At 67.2% G+C, this 17,836-nt stretch carries 14 protein-coding genes; 3 read left to right on the forward strand and 11 right to left on the reverse strand.

Translation table 11 applies throughout. From position 1 onward, the window contains the following. Positions 1-12: 12 nt before the first annotated feature. The 11 genes from guaB to ndk all read right to left on the reverse strand — a co-directional run bounded on the left by guaB (position 13) and on the right by ndk (position 12,833). Positions 13-1,470, reverse strand: coding sequence for an IMP dehydrogenase (gene guaB / locus AC5P8Y_RS12810; protein ID WP_005416248.1), 1,458 nt, complete (start codon positions 1,468-1,470; stop codon positions 13-15). A gap of 248 nt (positions 1,471-1,718) precedes the next feature. Next, positions 1,719-2,597, reverse strand: coding sequence for a bifunctional methylenetetrahydrofolate dehydrogenase/methenyltetrahydrofolate cyclohydrolase FolD (gene folD / locus AC5P8Y_RS12815; RefSeq protein WP_164133639.1), 879 nt, complete (start codon positions 2,595-2,597; stop codon positions 1,719-1,721). Positions 2,598-2,869: 272 nt separating this feature from the next. Then, positions 2,870-4,702, reverse strand: a complete 1,833-nt coding sequence (locus AC5P8Y_RS12820; protein ID WP_049464725.1) for a monovalent cation:proton antiporter-2 (CPA2) family protein — start codon at positions 4,700-4,702, stop codon at positions 2,870-2,872. Between the two features lie 187 nt (positions 4,703-4,889). After that, positions 4,890-6,026 carry a molybdopterin-synthase adenylyltransferase MoeB gene (moeB, locus tag AC5P8Y_RS12825; protein WP_164133479.1) on the reverse strand — a complete coding sequence of 379 codons (1,137 nt, stop codon included), beginning with the start codon at positions 6,024-6,026 and terminating at the stop codon, positions 4,890-4,892. Positions 6,027-6,201: 175 nt separating this feature from the next. Beyond that, the gene (der, locus tag AC5P8Y_RS12830) at positions 6,202-7,599 is read right to left on the reverse strand and encodes a ribosome biogenesis GTPase Der (RefSeq protein ID WP_005413118.1); all 1,398 of its coding nucleotides are present in this window, start codon (positions 7,597-7,599) and stop codon (positions 6,202-6,204) included. 18 nt (positions 7,600-7,617) lie between these two features. Beyond that, positions 7,618-8,826, reverse strand: a complete 1,209-nt coding sequence (bamB, locus tag AC5P8Y_RS12835) for an outer membrane protein assembly factor BamB (RefSeq protein WP_005409300.1) — start codon at positions 8,824-8,826, stop codon at positions 7,618-7,620. Further along, positions 8,826-9,464: a YfgM family protein gene (locus AC5P8Y_RS12840; protein ID WP_033834897.1), complete on the reverse strand. Its 639-nt coding sequence runs from the start codon at positions 9,462-9,464 to the stop codon at positions 8,826-8,828. Before AC5P8Y_RS12840 ends, bamB begins: the two co-directional genes overlap by 1 nt. Before the next feature lie 64 nt (positions 9,465-9,528). Then, a complete protein-coding gene (locus AC5P8Y_RS12845; protein WP_495202003.1) occupies positions 9,529-10,401 on the reverse strand; it encodes a RodZ domain-containing protein in 873 nt (290 codons plus the stop codon). A gap of 18 nt (positions 10,402-10,419) precedes the next feature. Further along, positions 10,420-11,205, reverse strand: a complete 786-nt coding sequence (locus AC5P8Y_RS12850) for a tetratricopeptide repeat protein (RefSeq protein ID WP_005409297.1) — start codon at positions 11,203-11,205, stop codon at positions 10,420-10,422. After that, positions 11,192-12,397, reverse strand: coding sequence for a dual-specificity RNA methyltransferase RlmN (gene rlmN / locus AC5P8Y_RS12855; protein WP_005409296.1), 1,206 nt, complete (start codon positions 12,395-12,397; stop codon positions 11,192-11,194). Before rlmN ends, AC5P8Y_RS12850 begins: the two co-directional genes overlap by 14 nt. A 10-nt stretch (positions 12,398-12,407) precedes the next feature. Continuing rightward, a complete protein-coding gene (ndk, locus tag AC5P8Y_RS12860) occupies positions 12,408-12,833 on the reverse strand; it encodes a nucleoside-diphosphate kinase (protein ID WP_005409295.1) in 426 nt (141 codons plus the stop codon). 313 nt (positions 12,834-13,146) lie between these two features. On the opposite strand from ndk, the gene AC5P8Y_RS12865 reads away from it, so the two are divergent. The 3 genes from AC5P8Y_RS12865 to AC5P8Y_RS12875 all read left to right on the forward strand — a co-directional run bounded on the left by AC5P8Y_RS12865 (position 13,147) and on the right by AC5P8Y_RS12875 (position 17,489). Continuing rightward, entirely contained in the window at positions 13,147-13,812 is a 666-nt protein-coding gene (locus tag AC5P8Y_RS12865) for a TetR/AcrR family transcriptional regulator (protein WP_111172590.1), read from the forward strand. 26 nt (positions 13,813-13,838) lie between these two features. Further along, positions 13,839-16,211 (forward strand): 3-hydroxyacyl-CoA dehydrogenase/enoyl-CoA hydratase family protein, encoded by a 2,373-nt coding sequence (locus AC5P8Y_RS12870; protein WP_111172591.1) that lies wholly within the window; start codon positions 13,839-13,841, stop codon positions 16,209-16,211. Between the two features lie 69 nt (positions 16,212-16,280). Continuing rightward, the gene (locus tag AC5P8Y_RS12875; protein ID WP_005409292.1) at positions 16,281-17,489 is read left to right on the forward strand and encodes an acetyl-CoA C-acyltransferase; all 1,209 of its coding nucleotides are present in this window, start codon (positions 16,281-16,283) and stop codon (positions 17,487-17,489) included. The last annotated feature ends 347 nt before the right edge of the window (positions 17,490-17,836 follow it).

Here is a 17,836-nt window from a genome sequence, read left to right on the forward strand (position 1 = left end):
GCTCGGCCCGCGTCAGGCGCGGTAGTTCGGCGGCTCTTTGGTGATCGTCACGTCGTGGACGTGGCTCTCACGCTGGCCGGCGCCGCTGATCTTCACGAACTTGGGCTTGCTGCGCATGTCTTCGATGGTGGCGCAGCCCACGTAGCCCATGGTGGCGCGCAGGCCGCCCATCAGCTGGTGGATGATGCCGCCCACCGGGCCGCGATACGGCACGCGGCCTTCGATGCCTTCCGGCACCAGCTTGTCGGCGGTGGCGGCGTCCTGGAAGTAGCGGTCCTTCGACCCCTTCTCCATGGCAGCCAGCGAACCCATGCCGCGGTAGCTCTTGTACGAACGGCCCTGGTACAGCTCGGTCTCGCCCGGCGATTCCTCGGTACCGGCCAGCAGGCCGCCGACCATGATGGTCGAGGCACCGGCGGCCAGCGCCTTGCCGATGTCGCCCGAGTAGCGGATGCCGCCATCGGCGATCAGCGGGATGCGGTCCTGCAAGGCTTCGGCCACCAGGTCAATGGCGGTGACCTGCGGCACGCCGACGCCGGCAACGACGCGGGTCGTGCAGATCGAGCCCGGGCCGATGCCGACCTTGACGGCGTCCGCGCCGCTGTCCAGCAGCGCCAGTGCGGCTTCGCCGGTGCAGATGTTGCCACCGATGACCTGCACGTTCGGGAAGTTCTTCTTGACCCAGCTGACGCGGTCCAGCACGCCCTGCGAGTGGCCGTGCGCGGTATCGACCACGATCACGTCCACGCCGGCGGCGACCAGCGCTTCCACGCGGCGATCGGTATCGCCACCCACGCCGACGGCAGCGCCGACCAGCAGGCGGGTCGACAGATCCTTGGCAGCGTTCGGGAAGTCGGTGTTCTTCTGGATGTCCTTGACGGTGATCAGGCCACGCAGTTCGAACGAATCGTTGACCACCAGCACCTTTTCGATGCGGTTGCGGTGCAGCAGCTGCAGCACTTCGTCGCTGGCGGCGCCTTCCTTGACCGTGATCAGGCGATCCTTCTTGGTCATGATGTGGCGGACCGGATCGTCCAGCTCGGTCTCGAAGCGCATGTCGCGGTGGGTCACGATGCCGGCCAGCTGGCCGTCGCTGCCCACCACCGGCACGCCGGAGATGTTGTGCGCCTGGGTCAGGGCCAGCACGTCGCGGATGGTGGTTTCCGGGCCGACGGTGATCGGGTCGCGGATGACACCGGCCTCGAACTTCTTGACCTTGGCCACTTCCGCGGCCTGCTGTTCCAGGCTGAGATTCTTGTGGATGATGCCCATGCCGCCGAGCTGGGCCATGGCGATGGCCAGGCGGGCTTCGGTGACGGTATCCATCGCGGCGGACAGGATCGGAAGCTTCAGCTTCAGGTCTCGGGTCAACCGCGTTTCGAGGTTGACGTCCTTGGGCAGGATGGTCGAGTGGGCGGGGACGAGCGAGACGTCGTCGTAAGTGAGTGCTTCAGCCTGGATGCGCAGCATCGGCATACCCGAGATGTGGGGAAGCGCGACATTTTACCCCTTTTTCGCGCCGCGTGGCAGGGGGTAGATGCGACGCAGTGTCGCGCCGGCGGCGATTGGTTCAGGGCGGCTTGGGTGGGTGCCAACCTTGGTTGGCACGATGCGTCCGGCACCGGCACCCCAGATGGGCCGATGGCCCCGATGGATGTGTGCCAACCAAGGTTGGCACCTACCAGGAGCAGGCCAACAGTCGGCACCCGCCCCAAAGGTCAGCTCAGCGCTTCCGCGGCTTCCAGGGTGTTCTGCATCAACGTGGCCACGGTCATCGGGCCCACGCCGCCCGGCACCGGGGTGATCCAGCTCGCCCGCTGGGCGGCCGCCTCAAACCCAACGTCGCCCACCAGGCGGCCGTCATCCAGCCGATTGATACCCACGTCGATCACCACCGCGCCCGGCTTCACCCACTCGCCCGGCACGATGCCCGGGCGGCCCACCGCCACCACCAGGATGTCGGCGTTGCGCACGGCCTGTTCCAGCACGTCCTTGGGGGTGAACTTGTGGCAGCTGGTCACGGTGCAGCCGGCAATCAGCAGCTCCAGGCCCATCGGGCGGCCGACGTGGTTGCTGACGCCGACGATGGTAGCGTTGCGGCCACGCACCGGCTGGTCGGTGTGGCCCAGCAGCGTGGTGATGCCGCGCGGGGTGCACGGGCGCAGGCCGAACTCGCGCAGGGCCAGGTGGCCGACGTTTTCCGGGTGGAAGCCGTCCACGTCCTTGCGCGGGTCGATGCGCTGGATCAGCCGGCGCGCGTCGGGGATGCCCGGCAGCGGCAGCTGGATCAGGATGCCGTTGATCTTCGGATCGGCGTTGAGCTGGTCGATCAGGTCGAGCAGCTCGGCCTCGGTGGTACCGGCCGGCAGATCGTAGTCGTGCGCCTCGATGCCGACCTTCTCGGCGGCGCGGCGCTTGTTGCGCACGTAGACGGTCGAGGCCGGGTCCCCACCGACCAGCACCACGGCCAGGCCCGGGCGGCTGCCACCGGCGGCCACGCGAGCGTCGACGCGCACCTTCAGGCTGTCGAGCAGGTCCTCGGCAATGCGGCGGCCATCAAGGATGCGGGCAGGATGCTGGGGGGCGGAATCGTTCATCGGGGGCAGGCGTGGGGCGGCGGGGACGCTATTGTCCCCGATTCAGGCCCCCTCGCCCACCGCCGTGCGCCGACTCCGCGCACCGGTAGTGCCGGCCGCTGGCCGGCAACCCCATGACGTCGGAACGTTTCCGTATCCGCCGGCCAGCGGCCGGCACTACCAACCACCGGCTCCGGCAATTCCCCACACGGGTAGTGCCGGCCGCTGGCCGGCACCCCCATGACGGCGGAACGTTTCCGCATCTGCCGGCCAGCGGCCGGCACGACCGGGCTTTATTCTTCCTCCTCCGGCACGTCCTGCGGGTTCAACGTCTTGCTTGCCCGCTTCGGCGCGGTGAACGGCGTCGGCGTCGGCACGCCCTGGCCGGAGTTGCCGAACACCATCTTGGCGCCGGCGTTCAAACCACCACCCGCAATTTCCAACTCAAATCGCTCGGCATCGCGGCGGCGGATCTGCTCGGCAATCTCCACCGCGTCGTCCTCATCCGCACCCAGTTCCACCAGCGCGGCTTGGCCGAACAGCACCGCCGATTCAAACGTCTCGCGGATCTGGAAATCGACACCGGCATGGATCAGCCGCAGCGAATGCTCGCGGTCGAACGAGCGCACCATCAGCTTGGCCTGCGGGAACTCGTGCGACACCAGTTCGACGATGCGGTCGGCGGCCTCGGCCTTGTCCACGCACACCGCAATCGCACGCGCGGTGGCCGCGCCCGAGGCATGCAGCACGTCCAGTCGCGTACCGTCGCCGTAATAGATCTTGAAACCGAAGCGCGCGGCGCTCTGGATCATCTCCACATCGTTGTCGATGATGGTCACGTCCACGTCGCGCGCCAGCAGCGACTGGCTGGCGACCTGGCCGAAGCGGCCGAAGCCGATCAGCAGCACGCTGCCGGACAGGCCCTCGGCCTCGTCCACGCCGTCCATGTTCACCGTCGGCTTCGGCGCGATGCGCTTGTAGACCAGCACCACCAGCGGGGTCAGCGCCATCGACAGCACCACCACCGCGGTGAAGTTGGCATTGATCTCCAGGTTGATCACGCCGGCCGATGCGGCGGCAGAGAACAGCACGAAGGCGAACTCGCCGCCCTGTGCCATCAGCACGCCCCGGTCCAGCGCCTGCGCGTGGTCGCTGCCCATGATGCGCGCGACCACGTAGATGCACAGCGCCTTGGCTGCCATCAGCGCCAGCACCAGGCCGAGGATCAGCTGCCAGTTGCCGGCCACCACGCCCAGGTCCAGCGCCATGCCCACGCTGAGGAAGAACAGGCCCAGCAGGATGCCGCGGAACGGTTCGATGTCCGCTTCGATCTGGTGGCGGAAGGTCGACTCGCTCAGCAGCACGCCGGCCAGGAACGCGCCCATCGCCATCGACAGGCCGGACAGCTGCATCAGCAGCGCCGCACCCAGCACCACCAGCAGCGCGGCGGCGGTCATCACCTCGCGCGCCTTCGATTCGGCCAGCACGCGGAACAGCGGATTGAGCAGGAAGCGGCCGACCAGCACCAGGCCGACGATGGCGCCCACGCCGATGGCCACCGACAACCAGCGTGAACCCTCGCCATCGGCACTGCCCGCGCTCGGCGCCATCCACGCCACGAGCGCCAGCAGCGGCACGATCAGCAGGTCTTCGAACAGCAGGATCGAAACGATCTTCTGCCCCGACGGCAGCGCGATGTCGCCGCGCTCGGCCAGCAGCTGCATCACCACTGCGGTGGAGGTGAGCACGAAGCCGGTGGCGCCGATGAAGGCGACCTGCCAGGGGAAGCCGAACAGCTTGGCGATGCTGGTCAGCACCAGCGCACAGGTGACGATCTGCAGCGTGCCCAGCCCGAAGATTTCCTTGCGCAGGCTCCACAGGTGCGAGGGCCGCATTTCCAGGCCGATCACGAACAGGAACATCACCACGCCGAGTTCGGCGGTATGCAGGATCGCCTGCGGGTCGGAGAACCAGCCCAGGCCGAACGGTCCGATCGCCAGGCCAGCAGCGAAGTAGCCCAGCACCGAGCCCAGGCCGGCCCGGCGGAACAAGGGCACCATCACCACCGCCGCGCCCAGCAGGGCGACGACCTTGACCAGCTCGCTGGTCGCTGCTTCTACCGCCATGCGGTGTGTTCCCCAAGATCCAGAATCGGGTTCAACAATAGAGCAATGCCGATGACGGCAATAGCACGCATGTTGCGCCGGATTGTCTTGGAGGTGGAACGATGGTGGGTACCCGCCCCAGCATCATCCCGAAACCATTGCACGTCGCTGTAGATCCACGCCCTGCGTGGATGACGCCCGGCCGGATTCACCCACCCCGGCAGAACGCGGCGTAATCGATATACCCCGGGAACGGCACACCCGGCGCACATACCGGGCACTGCGGGTCCGGCCGGATGCCGGTCTCACGAAATCGCATGCCCAGCGCATCGAAGCGCAGCAGCCGACCGACGAGTGGTTCACCGATGCCCAGCAGCAGCTTCAGCACCTCGGTGGCCTGCAACACGCCGGCCAGGCCAGGCAGCACGCCCAGCACGCCGGCCTCGGAACAGTTCGGCGCGAACTCCGGCGGCGGCGGTTCCGGGAACAGGCAGCGGTAGCATGGCGCCACGCCACGCTGGCGGCCGGCATCAAACACGCTTACCTGGCCGTCAAAGCGCTCGATGGCGGCGTAGACCAGCGGCATCGCGTGCTTGATGCAAGCGTCGTTGAGCAGGTAGCGCAGCGGGAAGTTGTCCGACCCATCCAGCACCACGTCCACGCCCTCAAGCAGCGCATCCACATTCTCGGAGGTGACCCGCTCGGGAACCGACTCGACCTCGATCGACGGATTCAACGCCAGCAACCGCTCGCGCGCCGAATCGACCTTGAGCTGGCCGACGCTGGCTTCGGTGTGCACGATCTGGCGGTGCAGGTTGCTGCGCTCCACGCGGTCGTGGTCGGCGAAACGCAGGTGCCCTACCCCGGCGGCGGCCAGGTAGAAGCCGGCTGGCGCACCCAGGCCACCCGCTCCCAGCACCAGCACGCTTGATTGCTGCAGTCGGCGCTGGCCGGCCTCACCCACCTGCGGCAGCAGCAGGTGGCGCGAATAGCGATCAAAGAAGTCACGGTCGGCGGCGCTGGCCAGCGGCTGCACCAGCGGCAGCGACTGCTCGCGCCAGGCCACGGTGCCGCCGGTCACGGAAGCCACATGGGTGTATCCAGCCTCCAGCAGGCACTGCGCGGCATCGGCCGAGCGCTTGCCGCTCTGGCAGATCAGCAGGATCTCCTGGTCGTGCCGCGGCAGATGCGCGGCCGGGTCGGCCTGCAGTTCGCCCTTGGACACGCCGCGCGCGCCCTCTGCCATGCCGCCGGCCCGTTCGTGCGCCTCGCGCACGTCGATCAGCACGGCGCCATGGGCCAGGCGCTCGCGTGCCTGTGCGGGGGAAAGCTCTGGGATGCTCATGGGCGCATTATCACGCACGTGGCGGCAGGCCGCCTTGGCCGATACCTGCAAACATGGGGGAGTGGCGGCTGCTGGCCGGCATGGCCATGAACGCACGGGATGACGCGAGGTTGCCGGCCAGGGGCCGGCACTACCACAGACAAGAAAGGCGGCCCTGCGGCCGCCTTCCCGTGAATCACTTGCCCTTGACGTGCTTCATCAAGCGCCGCTTGGCCTTGACCTGCCGCTCGGTGAGGACGTTCTTCTTGCCCTCGTACGGGTTGGTGCCCTCGCGGAAGATGAAGCTCACCGGCGTACCGATCAGCTTGAAGCGCTTGCGGAAGAAGTTCTCCAGGTAGCGCTTGTACGACTCCTGCAGCTCCTTCAGGCGCGTGCCGTGCACGATGAAGGTCGGTGGGTTGGAACCGGCCGGGTGCACGTAGCGCAGCTTGGAGACGTGGCCGCGGATGGTCGGCGGCGGATTGGTCTCGTACGCGACTTCCAGCGCCTTGTTCACTTCGCTGGTGGTGAAGGTCTTGTTCGCCGATTCGTGCGCGCGGTGCACCGCACGGAACAGCTCACGCAGGCCCGAGCCGTGCTTGGCCGAGATGCGCACCGATTCGGCCCACGGCACGAAGCCCAGCTTCAGCGACAGCATGGTTTCCGCCTGCTCGCGCTGGTACTCGGTCAGGCCATCCCACTTGTTGATGGCGATCACCAGCGCGCGGCCGGCGTCGAGCACGGCACCGAGCACGGTGGCGTCCTGGTCGGTCACGCCTTCGGTGGCGTCGAGCATCAGCACGGCCACCTGGCACTGCTCGATCGACTGCATGGTCTTGACCACCGAGAACTTCTCGACGACCTCATCCACGCGCGAACGGCGGCGCAGGCCGGCGGTGTCGATCAGGCGGTACTCACGGCCGTCGCGCTCCAGGTCCACCGCGATCGAGTCGCGGGTGGTACCCGGCACGTCGGAGGCGATCATGCGCTCCTCGCCGAGGATGCGATTGACCAGGGTCGACTTGCCCACGTTCGGGCGGCCGACGAAGGCGATGCGGATGCGGTTCGGGTCGTTGTCCAGCTCTTCGCCGCTGCCTTCTTCCGGCAGGCGCTGGATCACTTCGTCCAGCAGGTCGTCCAGGCCCTGGCGATGCGCGGCCGAGACGGTCAGCATCTCGCCGAAGCCATAACGGGCGAACTCGGAACGCACGCTGTCCTCGTCGGTGCCGTCGATCTTGTTGATCAGCAGCAGCGTCGGGCGCGACAGCTTGCGCAGCCAGGCCAGGATCTCGTCGTCCAGCGCCGAGGTGCCCTCGCGGGCATCGACGACGAACAGGATCAGATCGGCTTCGGCCGCGGCCGCACGGGCCTGGCGCGTGGTGGCGCCGGCCAGGCCTTCGTCTTCCCCGGCGATACCGCCGGTATCCACGACGAGGAAATGATTGTCCTCGTCGAGGCGGCAGACACCGTAGTTGCGGTCGCGGGTGACGCCGGGCTGGTCGTGGACCAGCGCGTCACGGGTGCGCGTAAGCGCATTGAAAATAGTCGACTTGCCGACATTCGGCCGTCCAACCAGGGCGACCAGAGGCAGCATCGCGATTACTCCAATTTTTTAGTTTGCCAACCGGAAGGCGGTCAGCTTGCCATCCACGTTCTGCACCAGCAGCACCCCGTCGACGACGACCGGCTGGGCCAGCAGGGCGTCACCGCCGCTCTTCGCCCGTGCCGCCATCGCACCATCGGAGGTCTTCAACCAGTGCACGTATCCCTTGTAGTCGCCGACGACCACGTAATCACCGTGCAGCGCCGGGCCGGTCAGCGAACGACGCGCCAGCTCGGTCTGCGACCACATGGCAGCGCCGGTCGCCTTGTCCAGGCCGAACACGCCACCCTTGTTGTCGGTGACGAACACATTGCCCGACGACACTGCCACGCCACCTGCACCGCCATGGTCGCGCGCCCACAGCGGGCGACCGGTCGGGCCTTCGATGGCCATGGTCTGGTTCTTGAAGCTGCTCACGAAGAGGGTGTTGCCCTCCAGCACCGGGGCACCGTCGACATCGGCCATGCGGTCCAGCTCGGTACGGCCTTCGCCGTTGCCAAGGTTCTGTTCCCACAGGGTTCGCCCATCCTGCATGGCCAGCGCGGCAACCGCGCCTTCGTCCTTGCCGATGAACAACACGCCCGGACCGGTGACCACCGGCGCGTTGCCGCGCACGGTCAGCGCCGGCAGTTCGCTCGGGTTGAACCACTTCTGCGTGCCGTTGCCGGCATCGAACGCGGTGACGCGGCCGTCGTTGCTGCGCACGAACACCAGGCCCTGGGCCACGGCCGGCGCGGCAATGACCTCACCCGGAACACGGGCGCGCCACTTCTCGCTGCCGTCATTGATGTCCAGGGCGATGACCTGGCCATCGAGCGTGCCGATCACGACCAGGTTCTCACCGACACCCGGGCCGCCGGACAGGCGCAGCTTCGGCTTCTTCTTTTCCTTCTGCGGCTCCCAGGTCCAGACCTTCTTGCCGGTCTGCAGGTCGATGGCGTGCACGCCGCCGGTGATCGCCGCAGCGAACACGTGGCCATTGGCAACGGCCGGGCCCTGGCGCACGCCGATGCGGCGCTCGCCCTTGCCGAGGTTGACCGACCAGGCCTTGTTGACCTTGACGCTCGGCTCGAACTTGACCAGCTCAGCCGGCTCCTGGGCCTTCTTCGCTGCCGCGTCCTTGCCGGCGAACCAGCCCTTCATGGTGCTGCAGCCGGTCAGGGCCATGCCCATCAGGAGCACGGTGGCGACGCGGGTGATCATGACCTTCTGACTCATCAAACCGACTCCGCAGGGGCGGCGACCGTGCCGCCGGCATCCATAACCTTGGTTTCCAGCAGGCGCCGCTGCGGCGCTGCCACGTCCAGCGACTTCAGCGCCTTCTCGTACTGTGCGCGGGCGTCATCGCGCTTGCCCTGCGCCATCAGCGCATCGCCATGGATTTCCAGGCTGCTGCTGTCAGTGGCGCTGCCCAGCAGCTTGATCGCCTCGTCGCTCTTGCCGGTGGCCACCAGCAGGCGGGCCACACGCTGGTCGACCACGCGCTGCAGGTCGCTTTCGACCTTCACGGCGCGCAGGGTGGCCAGCGCTTCTTCGTTCTTGCCGGCGTCGACCTGGGCCTTGGCCAGCTGCAGCGCCGCGAGGTCGCCATAGATGCTGGACGGGCCCGCTTCGAGCGCCTTCACTGCCTTGGCAGCGTCGTCGAGCTTGTTCTGCTGAAGACCGACCAGGGCCTTCTGGTATTCCACGTTGGCCGAGGCCAGCTTGCCGCCCTGATCCTTCTGGTACCACTGCCAGCCGGCAATGGCACCGATGGCGATGACTACGCCACCGAGGATGCTGGCGCCATTCTTCCGCAGCCAGCTGCGGACGCGTTCACTTTGTTCGTGCTCGTCGAGCAGATCGTCGATCGCCATGCGTACTCTCGCCCCGCCCATCGGGAGGGACCATTGGGATTATCGAAGGTGGTGAAACCGCGCCTCAGTGCGAAACTGGGACCACGGAGCCTTCAGAGGATACCTGAAAGCGTGCCACGTTGGCTCGCTGGTAGGGGGTCAGATCGACGATAGCGCCGTTCTGCTGAACCTGGACCGCCGAGGCGTTGCCCAGGGTCACCCGGGTCACCTGGCCCGGCGTGAAGCTGCGGGTTTCGCCGGACCTGATCAGCGCCTTCTCGACGGTGCTGCCGTCCGGGCCGCCGATGTCGACCCAGCTGTCGCCGCTGAACTGCATCTCCAGCGTATTGGCGGCTGCGGGCGCAGCGGGTGCCGAACGCGGCACCGGGGACAGCGAAGCGACATACGGGGTTGCGGCCGGCTTGCTGGCCGGGGCACTCGCGACTTCAGCCGGGGCTGCCGGCTCGACACCCGCAGCGGACGGGGCCACCGGCACAGCGGCCGGGATTGCGTCCAGCGAGGCCGTGTTCGGCGACGGCGTGGTGCTGCCATCGAAATGGCCGCGGGTGGCGAACCACACCGGCACGGCCAGCACGGCGGTGATGCCGACGTACAGCACGCGCCGGCCGAGATTCTCGGCAATGCGGCGCGCACGCGGGGTATGGGTATGGCTGACCAGGGTGGGCGGCACGACAGGGCCCACCTGGGCCTGCTCCAGCAGCTGGCTCACATCGACGTCGAGCAGGCGCGCGTAGCTGCGCAACTGGCCGCGCACGAAGACGGGCGCGCCCAGCTTCTGCCACTGCTCTTCCTCCAGCGACCTGACCACCTGGACCGGCATGCGCAGGCGCGAGCCGACATCCTCAAGGGTCAGTCCGGCCGCTTCACGGGCCTGGCGCAGGCGGGTGCCGCAGCCGGCCGCAGTCTCGAGAGCGCTCACAGTCTGGTCATCAATCACAATGCATCAACCCTGGAGTTAGGAGCCCGCTTCCTGCGGAAATTCCTGTCGAATGCGCTGAAGATAGCGGTCAGATGCCGCCCGATCACCCAGCCGCGCTTCGATTTGAGACGCAAGTTGTAACACGGAACGCGTTGCGGGTGCAGCCGCAATCCTACGTTCGGCGAAGGCCCGGGCCTCCATGTAGCGGCCCTGGCGGAAGCTGAGCTGGGCCATGGCCTCCAGCGCGACCGGGTTTCCCGGCAGCGCCGACAGCGCCGCGCGCAGGTCGCGCTCGGCACGCTCGAACTGGCCTGCATCCAGCGCACAGCTGCCGGCATTGGACTGCGCTTCGGCGACGGCGGGATTGCCCGGCGCCCGCTGGGCACGATCGAACCACACCAGCGATTCGGCCGCCTGGCCCTGTTGGCACAGCCAGGCACCATAGTTGTTGAGCACGTCGCCACGTTGCGGCGCCAGCTCGGCAGCCTTGCGGAAGTTCTCGCCGGCCTGCTGGCTGCGACCGCGACGCTCGTCGATGCCCGCAAGCAGGACCAGGCCGTCGGGGGCCGTCGGCACCAGCTTCTGGGCTTCGCGCGCCTTGCGCTCGGCAGCATCGAGATTGCCGCCCTGGATGTCGCGGCCGGCCAGGGTCAGCAATTCCTGCCAGCGCACCTGCTGCCGCACCCCTTCCGGATCACGGACGGAGTAGACCGGCGCCTCGCTCGGGCCAAGCTTGGCCTTGGGATGGGATTTGCAGCCGCCGACCGCGAGGGCCAGCGTGCCTGCGAGCAGAACCAGCCAGAGGCGGTCAGGCCGCGGCATCGCTCCCCTTCCCCGCCTGCAGCGTCTTGTTGAACTCCGCCTGGCGGCGGGTGCGGTCCATCACCTGGCCCTTGAGCTGGCCACAGGCGGCGTCGATGTCGTCGCCACGGGTACGGCGGACCATGGTCAGCACGTTGCTGTCGAGCAGGATCTTCTGGAAGGCGCGGATGTGCGCCTCTTCCGAACGCTCGTAGCGGGTACCCGGGAACGGGTTGAAGGGGATCAGGTTGACCTTGCCCGAATCCTTGGCCTGCACCGCGTTGTCGAACTGGCGCATCAGGCGGGCCAGCTCGCGGGCATGCTCGGGCTTGTCGTTGATGCCCTTCATCAGGGTGTATTCGAAGGTGACCGATTCGCGGCGCTTGTTGGCGCGCAGGTAGCGTGCGCACGAGGCCATCAGCTCGGCGATCGGGTACTTCTTGTTGAGCGGCACCAGGGTCTCGCGCAGCGCGTCGTTCGGCGCATGCAGCGACACCGCCAGCGACACGTCGCTTTCGGCAGACAGGCGGTCGATCTGCGGCACCAGGCCGGAGGTCGACAGGGTCACGCGCTTGTTGGCCAGGCCGTAGCCAAGGTCGTCGCGCATCACGCTCATGGCGCGCACGACGTTGTCGAAATTCATCAGCGGCTCGCCCATGCCCATCATCACCACGTTGGTGAGGCGGCGCATCTGGTGCGGCACGTTGCCCAGGTGGCGCGCGGCAACCCACACCTGGCCGATGATCTCGGCGGTGGTCAGGTTGCGGTTGAAGCCCTGGGTAGCAGTGGAGCAGAACGTGCAGTTCAGGCCGCAACCGACCTGCGAGGACACGCACAGCGTGCCGCGGGTCTTGTCCGGGATGTACACGGTCTCGATGGCGTTCTTGCCATCCACGCCCATCGCCAGCAGCCACTTGTGGGTGCCGTCGGCGGAGGGCTTGTCGAACACGATGTTGGGAACCAGCACCTCGGCATGGGCCTGCAGCTTGGCGCGCAGGACCTTGCCGAGGTCGGTCATTTCATCGAAGTCGGTGACGTAGCGATGGTGGATCCACTTCATCACCTGATGGGCACGGAACTTCTTTTCGCCGAGAACCTCGACGAAGAACTTCTCCAGGCCCGCGCGATCGAGGTCGAGCAGGTTCTGCTTGCCAGCCGTGGGTGCCGACTTCGGCAGCGGCTGGATGGCGGGGGACTGTACGACCTCGTTCACGGCATTACTCTCAGCGCGAAACGACTTCGGTGGCGGCGAAGAAGTAGGCGATCTCAATCGCGGCATTCTCGACCGAGTCCGAGCCGTGGGCGGCGTTGGCATCGATGGATTCGGCGAAGTCGGCGCGGATGGTGCCCGGCGCGGCTTCCTTCGGGTTGGTGGCGCCCAGCAGGTCGCGGTGGGCCAGGACGGCGTTCTCGCCTTCCAGGGCCTGGATCATCACCGGGCCGGAGATCATGAACTCGACCAGCGCGTTGAAGAACGGACGCTCGCGGTGCACGGCGTAGAAGCCTTCGGCTTCACGGCGCGACAGCTGCTTGTACTTGGCGGCCACGACCTTCAGGCCGGCCTTCTCGAAGCGGGCGTAGATTTCGCCGATGACGTTCTTGGCAACGGCGTCCGGCTTGATGATCGAAAGGGTGCGCTCCAGCGCCATGGGATGTCTCCAATGGAATCGGGCCGCTGATGGCCCGAAGGGTAACATGAAAAAAACCCGCGTCGGGACGCGGGCTTAGCCTGATAAACGTAGGCGAATTGTAAAAGATAAAGCGGCGGCATGGTAGTGCCGGCCGCTGGCCGGCATAGGGCGCCATTCAACCTCGGGGCTGCCGGCCAGCGGCCGGCACTACCCCATTCACCGACCTGAGTGAAATCTGACCGGGTCGGCCGATTTTGCTGCACTGCAAAATGCCATACGGTACCGTCTGGTCCTAGTATCAAACAATCGTTTGATTAAGGTCCGACCACCGATGGCCAAGCCCGCCCACTTCTCGACCAAGGACCGGATCCTCGGTGCCGCCGAGGAGCTGTTCGCCCAGCACGGCTTCGCCGGCACCTCGCTGCGCCAGGTGACCAGCCAGGCCGACGTCAACATCGCGGCGGTCAACTACCACTTCGGCTCCAAGGAAAACCTGGTCAACGAGGTGTTCCGCCGCCGCATGGACGAGATGACCGGCGCCCGCCTGTCGCAGCTGGAACGCGCCCGCACGGAGCACCCGGGCGAACTGCGCCCGGTGCTGGCCGCCTTCGTCGAGCCTGCCCTGGCGCTGGCCCAGGACCGCCAGAACGGCGGCGCCTTCGTGCGCGTGATCGCCCGTGCCTACGCCGAGAAGAACGACAACCTGCGCAAGTTCCTGTCCGACCACTACGGCCACGTGCTGCGTGCGTTCGGCAAGGCCATCGGCGAGTGCGTGCCGGACCTGAGCAAGGAGGAGCTGTACTGGCGCCTCGACTTCCTGGCCGGCTCGCTGACCTATGCGATGGCCGACTTCGGGCTGATCAAGCGTCCCGCCGGTGTCACCGAAGCGGCGCATCGTGCCCATGCCGCCCACGAACTGATCCATTTCGCCGAAGCCGGGTTCCGCGCCGCCGCACGCGCCAGCGCCCTGCCCGCTTCCCTTGATTCCACCCAGTAACTGCTGACCAACAAAGGCCCTACACCATGTCCAATTCCCTGCTAGTCCGCCGCGCCGCCGTGCTGGGTGCCGGCGTCATGGGTGCCCAGATCGCCGCCCACCTCACCAACGCCGGCGTCGACACCGTGCTGTTCGACCTGCCTGCGAAGGAAGGTCCGGCCGATGGCATCGTGCTGAAGGCGATCGCCAACCTGGGCAAGCTGAGCCCGGCGCCGCTGGCCAGCAAGTCGCTGGCCGAAGCCATCACCCCGGCCAATTACGACTCCGGCCTGGAGCAGCTGAAGGACTGCGACCTGATCATCGAGGCCATCGCCGAGCGCATGGACTGGAAGCAGGACCTGTACAAGAAGATTGCGCCGTTCGTGGCCGACCACGCGGTGCTGGCCTCCAACACCTCGGGCCTGGGCATCAACAAGCTGGCCGACGTGCTGCCCGAACAGCTGCGCCACCGCTTCTGCGGCGTGCACTTCTTCAACCCGCCGCGCTACATGCACCTGGCCGAGCTGATCCCGGCCACCACCACCGACGCCGCCGTGCTGGAAGGCCTGGAAGCCTTCCTGGTCACCACCCTGGGCAAGGGCGTGGTGTACGCCAAGGACACCCCGAACTTCATCGGCAACCGCATCGGCGTGTTCTCGATCCTGTCCACCATCCACCACACCCAGCAGTTCGGCCTGGGCTTCGATGAAGTGGACGGCCTGACCGGCCCGCTGGTCGGTCGCCCGAAGTCGGCGACCTATCGCACCTCCGACGTGGTCGGCCTGGACACCATGGCGCACGTCATCAAGACCATGGGCGACACCCTGCCGAATGATCCGTGGCATGAGTTCTTCAAGTCGCCGAAGTGGCTGGACGCGCTGATCTCCAAGGGCGCACTGGGTCAGAAGACCGGCGCCGGCATCTTCCGCAAGGTCGGCAAGGACATCGTGGTGCTGGACCTGGAGAAGCAGGACTACCGCCCGGCCGATCGCGCTGCCGCGCCGGAAGTGGTCGAGATCCTGAAGATCAAGAACCCGGCCGAGAAGTTCGCCAAGCTGCGCGAGAGCCAGCACCCGCAGGCGCAGTTCCTGTGGGCGACCTTCCGCGACCTGTTCCACTACAGCGCCTACCACCTGGCCGACATCGCCGAGACCGCGCGCGACGTCGACCTGGCCATCCGCTGGGGTTACGGCTGGTCGCTGGGCCCGTTCGAGACCTGGCAGGCCGCCGGCTGGAAGCAAGTGGCACAGTGGATCGCCGATGACATCGTGGCCGGCAAGAGCATGAGCAACGCCCCGCTGCCGGACTGGGTGTTCGATGGCCGCGACGGCGTGCATGCCGCCGAAGGCAGCTACAGCCCGTCGCGCAACGCCAAGCTGCCGCGCTCGTCGCTGCCGGTGTACCAGCGCCAGCGCTTCCCCGATCCGCTGCTGGGCGAGAAGTTCGCGCCGGGCGAGACCGTGTTCGAGAACGACGGCCTGCGCATGTGGCACGACGGCGATGGCATCGCGGTGGTCAGTTTCAAGACCAAGATGAACACCGTCTCCGACCAGGTGCTGGACGGCCTGCAGGAATGCGTCAGCCGCGCCGAGAAGGACTTCCAGGGCCTGGTGATCTGGCAGCAGAAGGAACCCTTCTCCGCCGGTGCCGACCTTGCCGGTGCACTGGGCCTGCTGCAGGCCGGCAAGGTCGACCAGTTCGAAGAAATGGTCGCCAACTTCCAGCACACCAGCCAGCGCATCAAGTACTCCCTGGTGCCGGTGGTGGCCGCCGTGCGTGGCCTGGCCCTGGGCGGCGGCTGCGAGTTCCAGATGCACAGCGCCAAGACCGTTGCCTTCCTGGAAAGCTACATCGGCCTGGTCGAAGCCGGCGTCGGCCTGCTGCCGGCCGGTGGCGGCCTGAAGGAACTGGCCGTGCGTGCCTCGCAGGCCGCAGGCCCGGGCGGCGACGTGTTCGCCGAACTGAAGAAGACCTTCGAGACCGTGGCGATGGCCAAGGTGTCCAACTCAGCGGTCAACGCCAAGGAGCTGGGCCTGCTGCGCAGCACCGACAAGGTGGTGTTCAACAGCTACGAGGCCCTGCATATCGCCAAGGCCGAAGCACGCGCCCTGGCAGAAGCGGGCTACCGCCCGCCGCTGCCGGCACGCCGCATCCAGGTCGCCGGTGACGTGGGTATCGCCACCTTCAAGATGATGCTGGTCAACATGCTGGAAGGCCGCTTCATCAGCCCGTACGACTACGAGATCGCCGAGCGCATCGCCACCGTGCTGTGCGGCGGCAAGGTCGACCGCGGCACCCTGGTGGACGAAGAGTGGCTGCTGACCCTGGAGCGCAAGCACTTCGTCGAACTGGCCCAGCAGGAAAAGACCCAGGCCCGCATCGCGCACATGCTGAAGACCGGCAAGCCGCTGCGGAACTGACGGAAGACATCGGTAGTGCCGGCCGCTGGCCGGCAACCTCTTCCACCCCCTATTCAAGAGATCACTGCAATGACCAAGCAAATCCAGGACGCCTACATCGTCGCCGCCACCCGCACCCCGGTCGGCAAGGCGCCCAAGGGCATGTTCCGCAACACCCGCCCCGACGACATGCTTGCGCACGTGCTGCGCAGCGTCGTCGCGCAGGCCCCGGGCGTGGACGTCAACCGCATCGATGACGCGATCATCGGCTGCGCCATGCCGGAAGCCGAGCAGGGCATGAACGTGGCACGCATCGGCGTGCTGCTGGCCGGCCTGCCGAACACCATCGCCGCGCAGACCGTGAACCGCTTCTGCTCCTCCGGCCTGCAGGCCGTGGCGCAGGCCGCCGACGCGATCCGCCTGGGCAACGCCGACCTGATGCTGGCCGGTGGCACCGAGTCGATGTCGATGGTGCCGATGATGGGCAACAAGATCGCCATGGCGCCGAGCGTGTTCGACAACGACCACGTGGCCATCGCCTACGGCATGGGCATCACTGCCGAGAAGGTCGCCGAAGAGTGGAAGGTCTCGCGCGAAGACCAGGACGCCTTCGCCCTCGCCTCGCACCAGAAGGCCATGGCCGCGATCCAGAACGGCGAGTTCAAGGACGAGATCAGCCCGTACGAGATCGTCTCGCACCTGCCGGACCTGGCCGACGGCCAGCGCATCATCACCCGCAACAAGATCGCCGACACCGACGAAGGCCCGCGCCCGGATTCCTCGGCTGAAGGCCTGGCCAAGCTGCGCCCGGTGTTCCGCAACGGCCAGTTCGGCGGCACTGTGACCGCCGGCAACTCGTCGCAGATGAGCGATGGCGCCGGTGCCGTGCTGCTGGCCTCGGAACAGGCGATCAAGGACTACGGCCTGACCCCGCTGGCCCGTTTCGTCAGCTTCTCGGTGGCCGGCGTGCGCCCGGAAGTGATGGGCATCGGCCCGATCGCCGCGATCCCGAAGGCACTGAAGCAGGCCGGCCTGACCCAGGACCAGCTGGATTGGATTGAACTGAACGAAGCGTTCGCCGCGCAGTCGCTGGCGGTGATCCGCGATTGCGGCCTGGACCCGAGCAAGGTCAACCCGCTGGGTGGCGCGATTGCCCTGGGCCACCCGCTGGGTGCGACCGGCGCGATCCGTACCGCCACCCTGCTGCACGGCCTGCGTCGTCGCCAGCAGAAGTACGGCATGGTGACGATGTGCATCGGCACCGGCATGGGCGCAGCGGGTATTTTCGAGGCGCTGTAAGGATCAAGGCGTTGCCGGCTGATTGTTGGTTGGCTGTGGGGCCCGGGTGGGTGAGGCTGCCCGGGACACGCCGTGAACCCCCAGACCGGCCCAGCCGCTGGCGGCTGTGCGTTCGGGCGCTTGCGAAGCAGTGCTTCGCAAGCAAAGCGCCCTCACCCATGGGGGCTTGGCAGCGGCTTGCTAGCGTGCGCAATCCTGCGCACGCAGCAAGGCCGGGGTTGGGCGTCCTGCCCAACCCGCCAGGCGCATGCGCCTGGCCCATGCCGCTGACAGTCCCGGTCAGCCTCACCCACCCGCGCCACCCAACATTCCGCGCGGCGGAGGGTTTAGCAAAAGCAAGGTCAAAA

This window comes from Stenotrophomonas sp. YJH_SMC_12-1 (assembly GCF_059370935.1).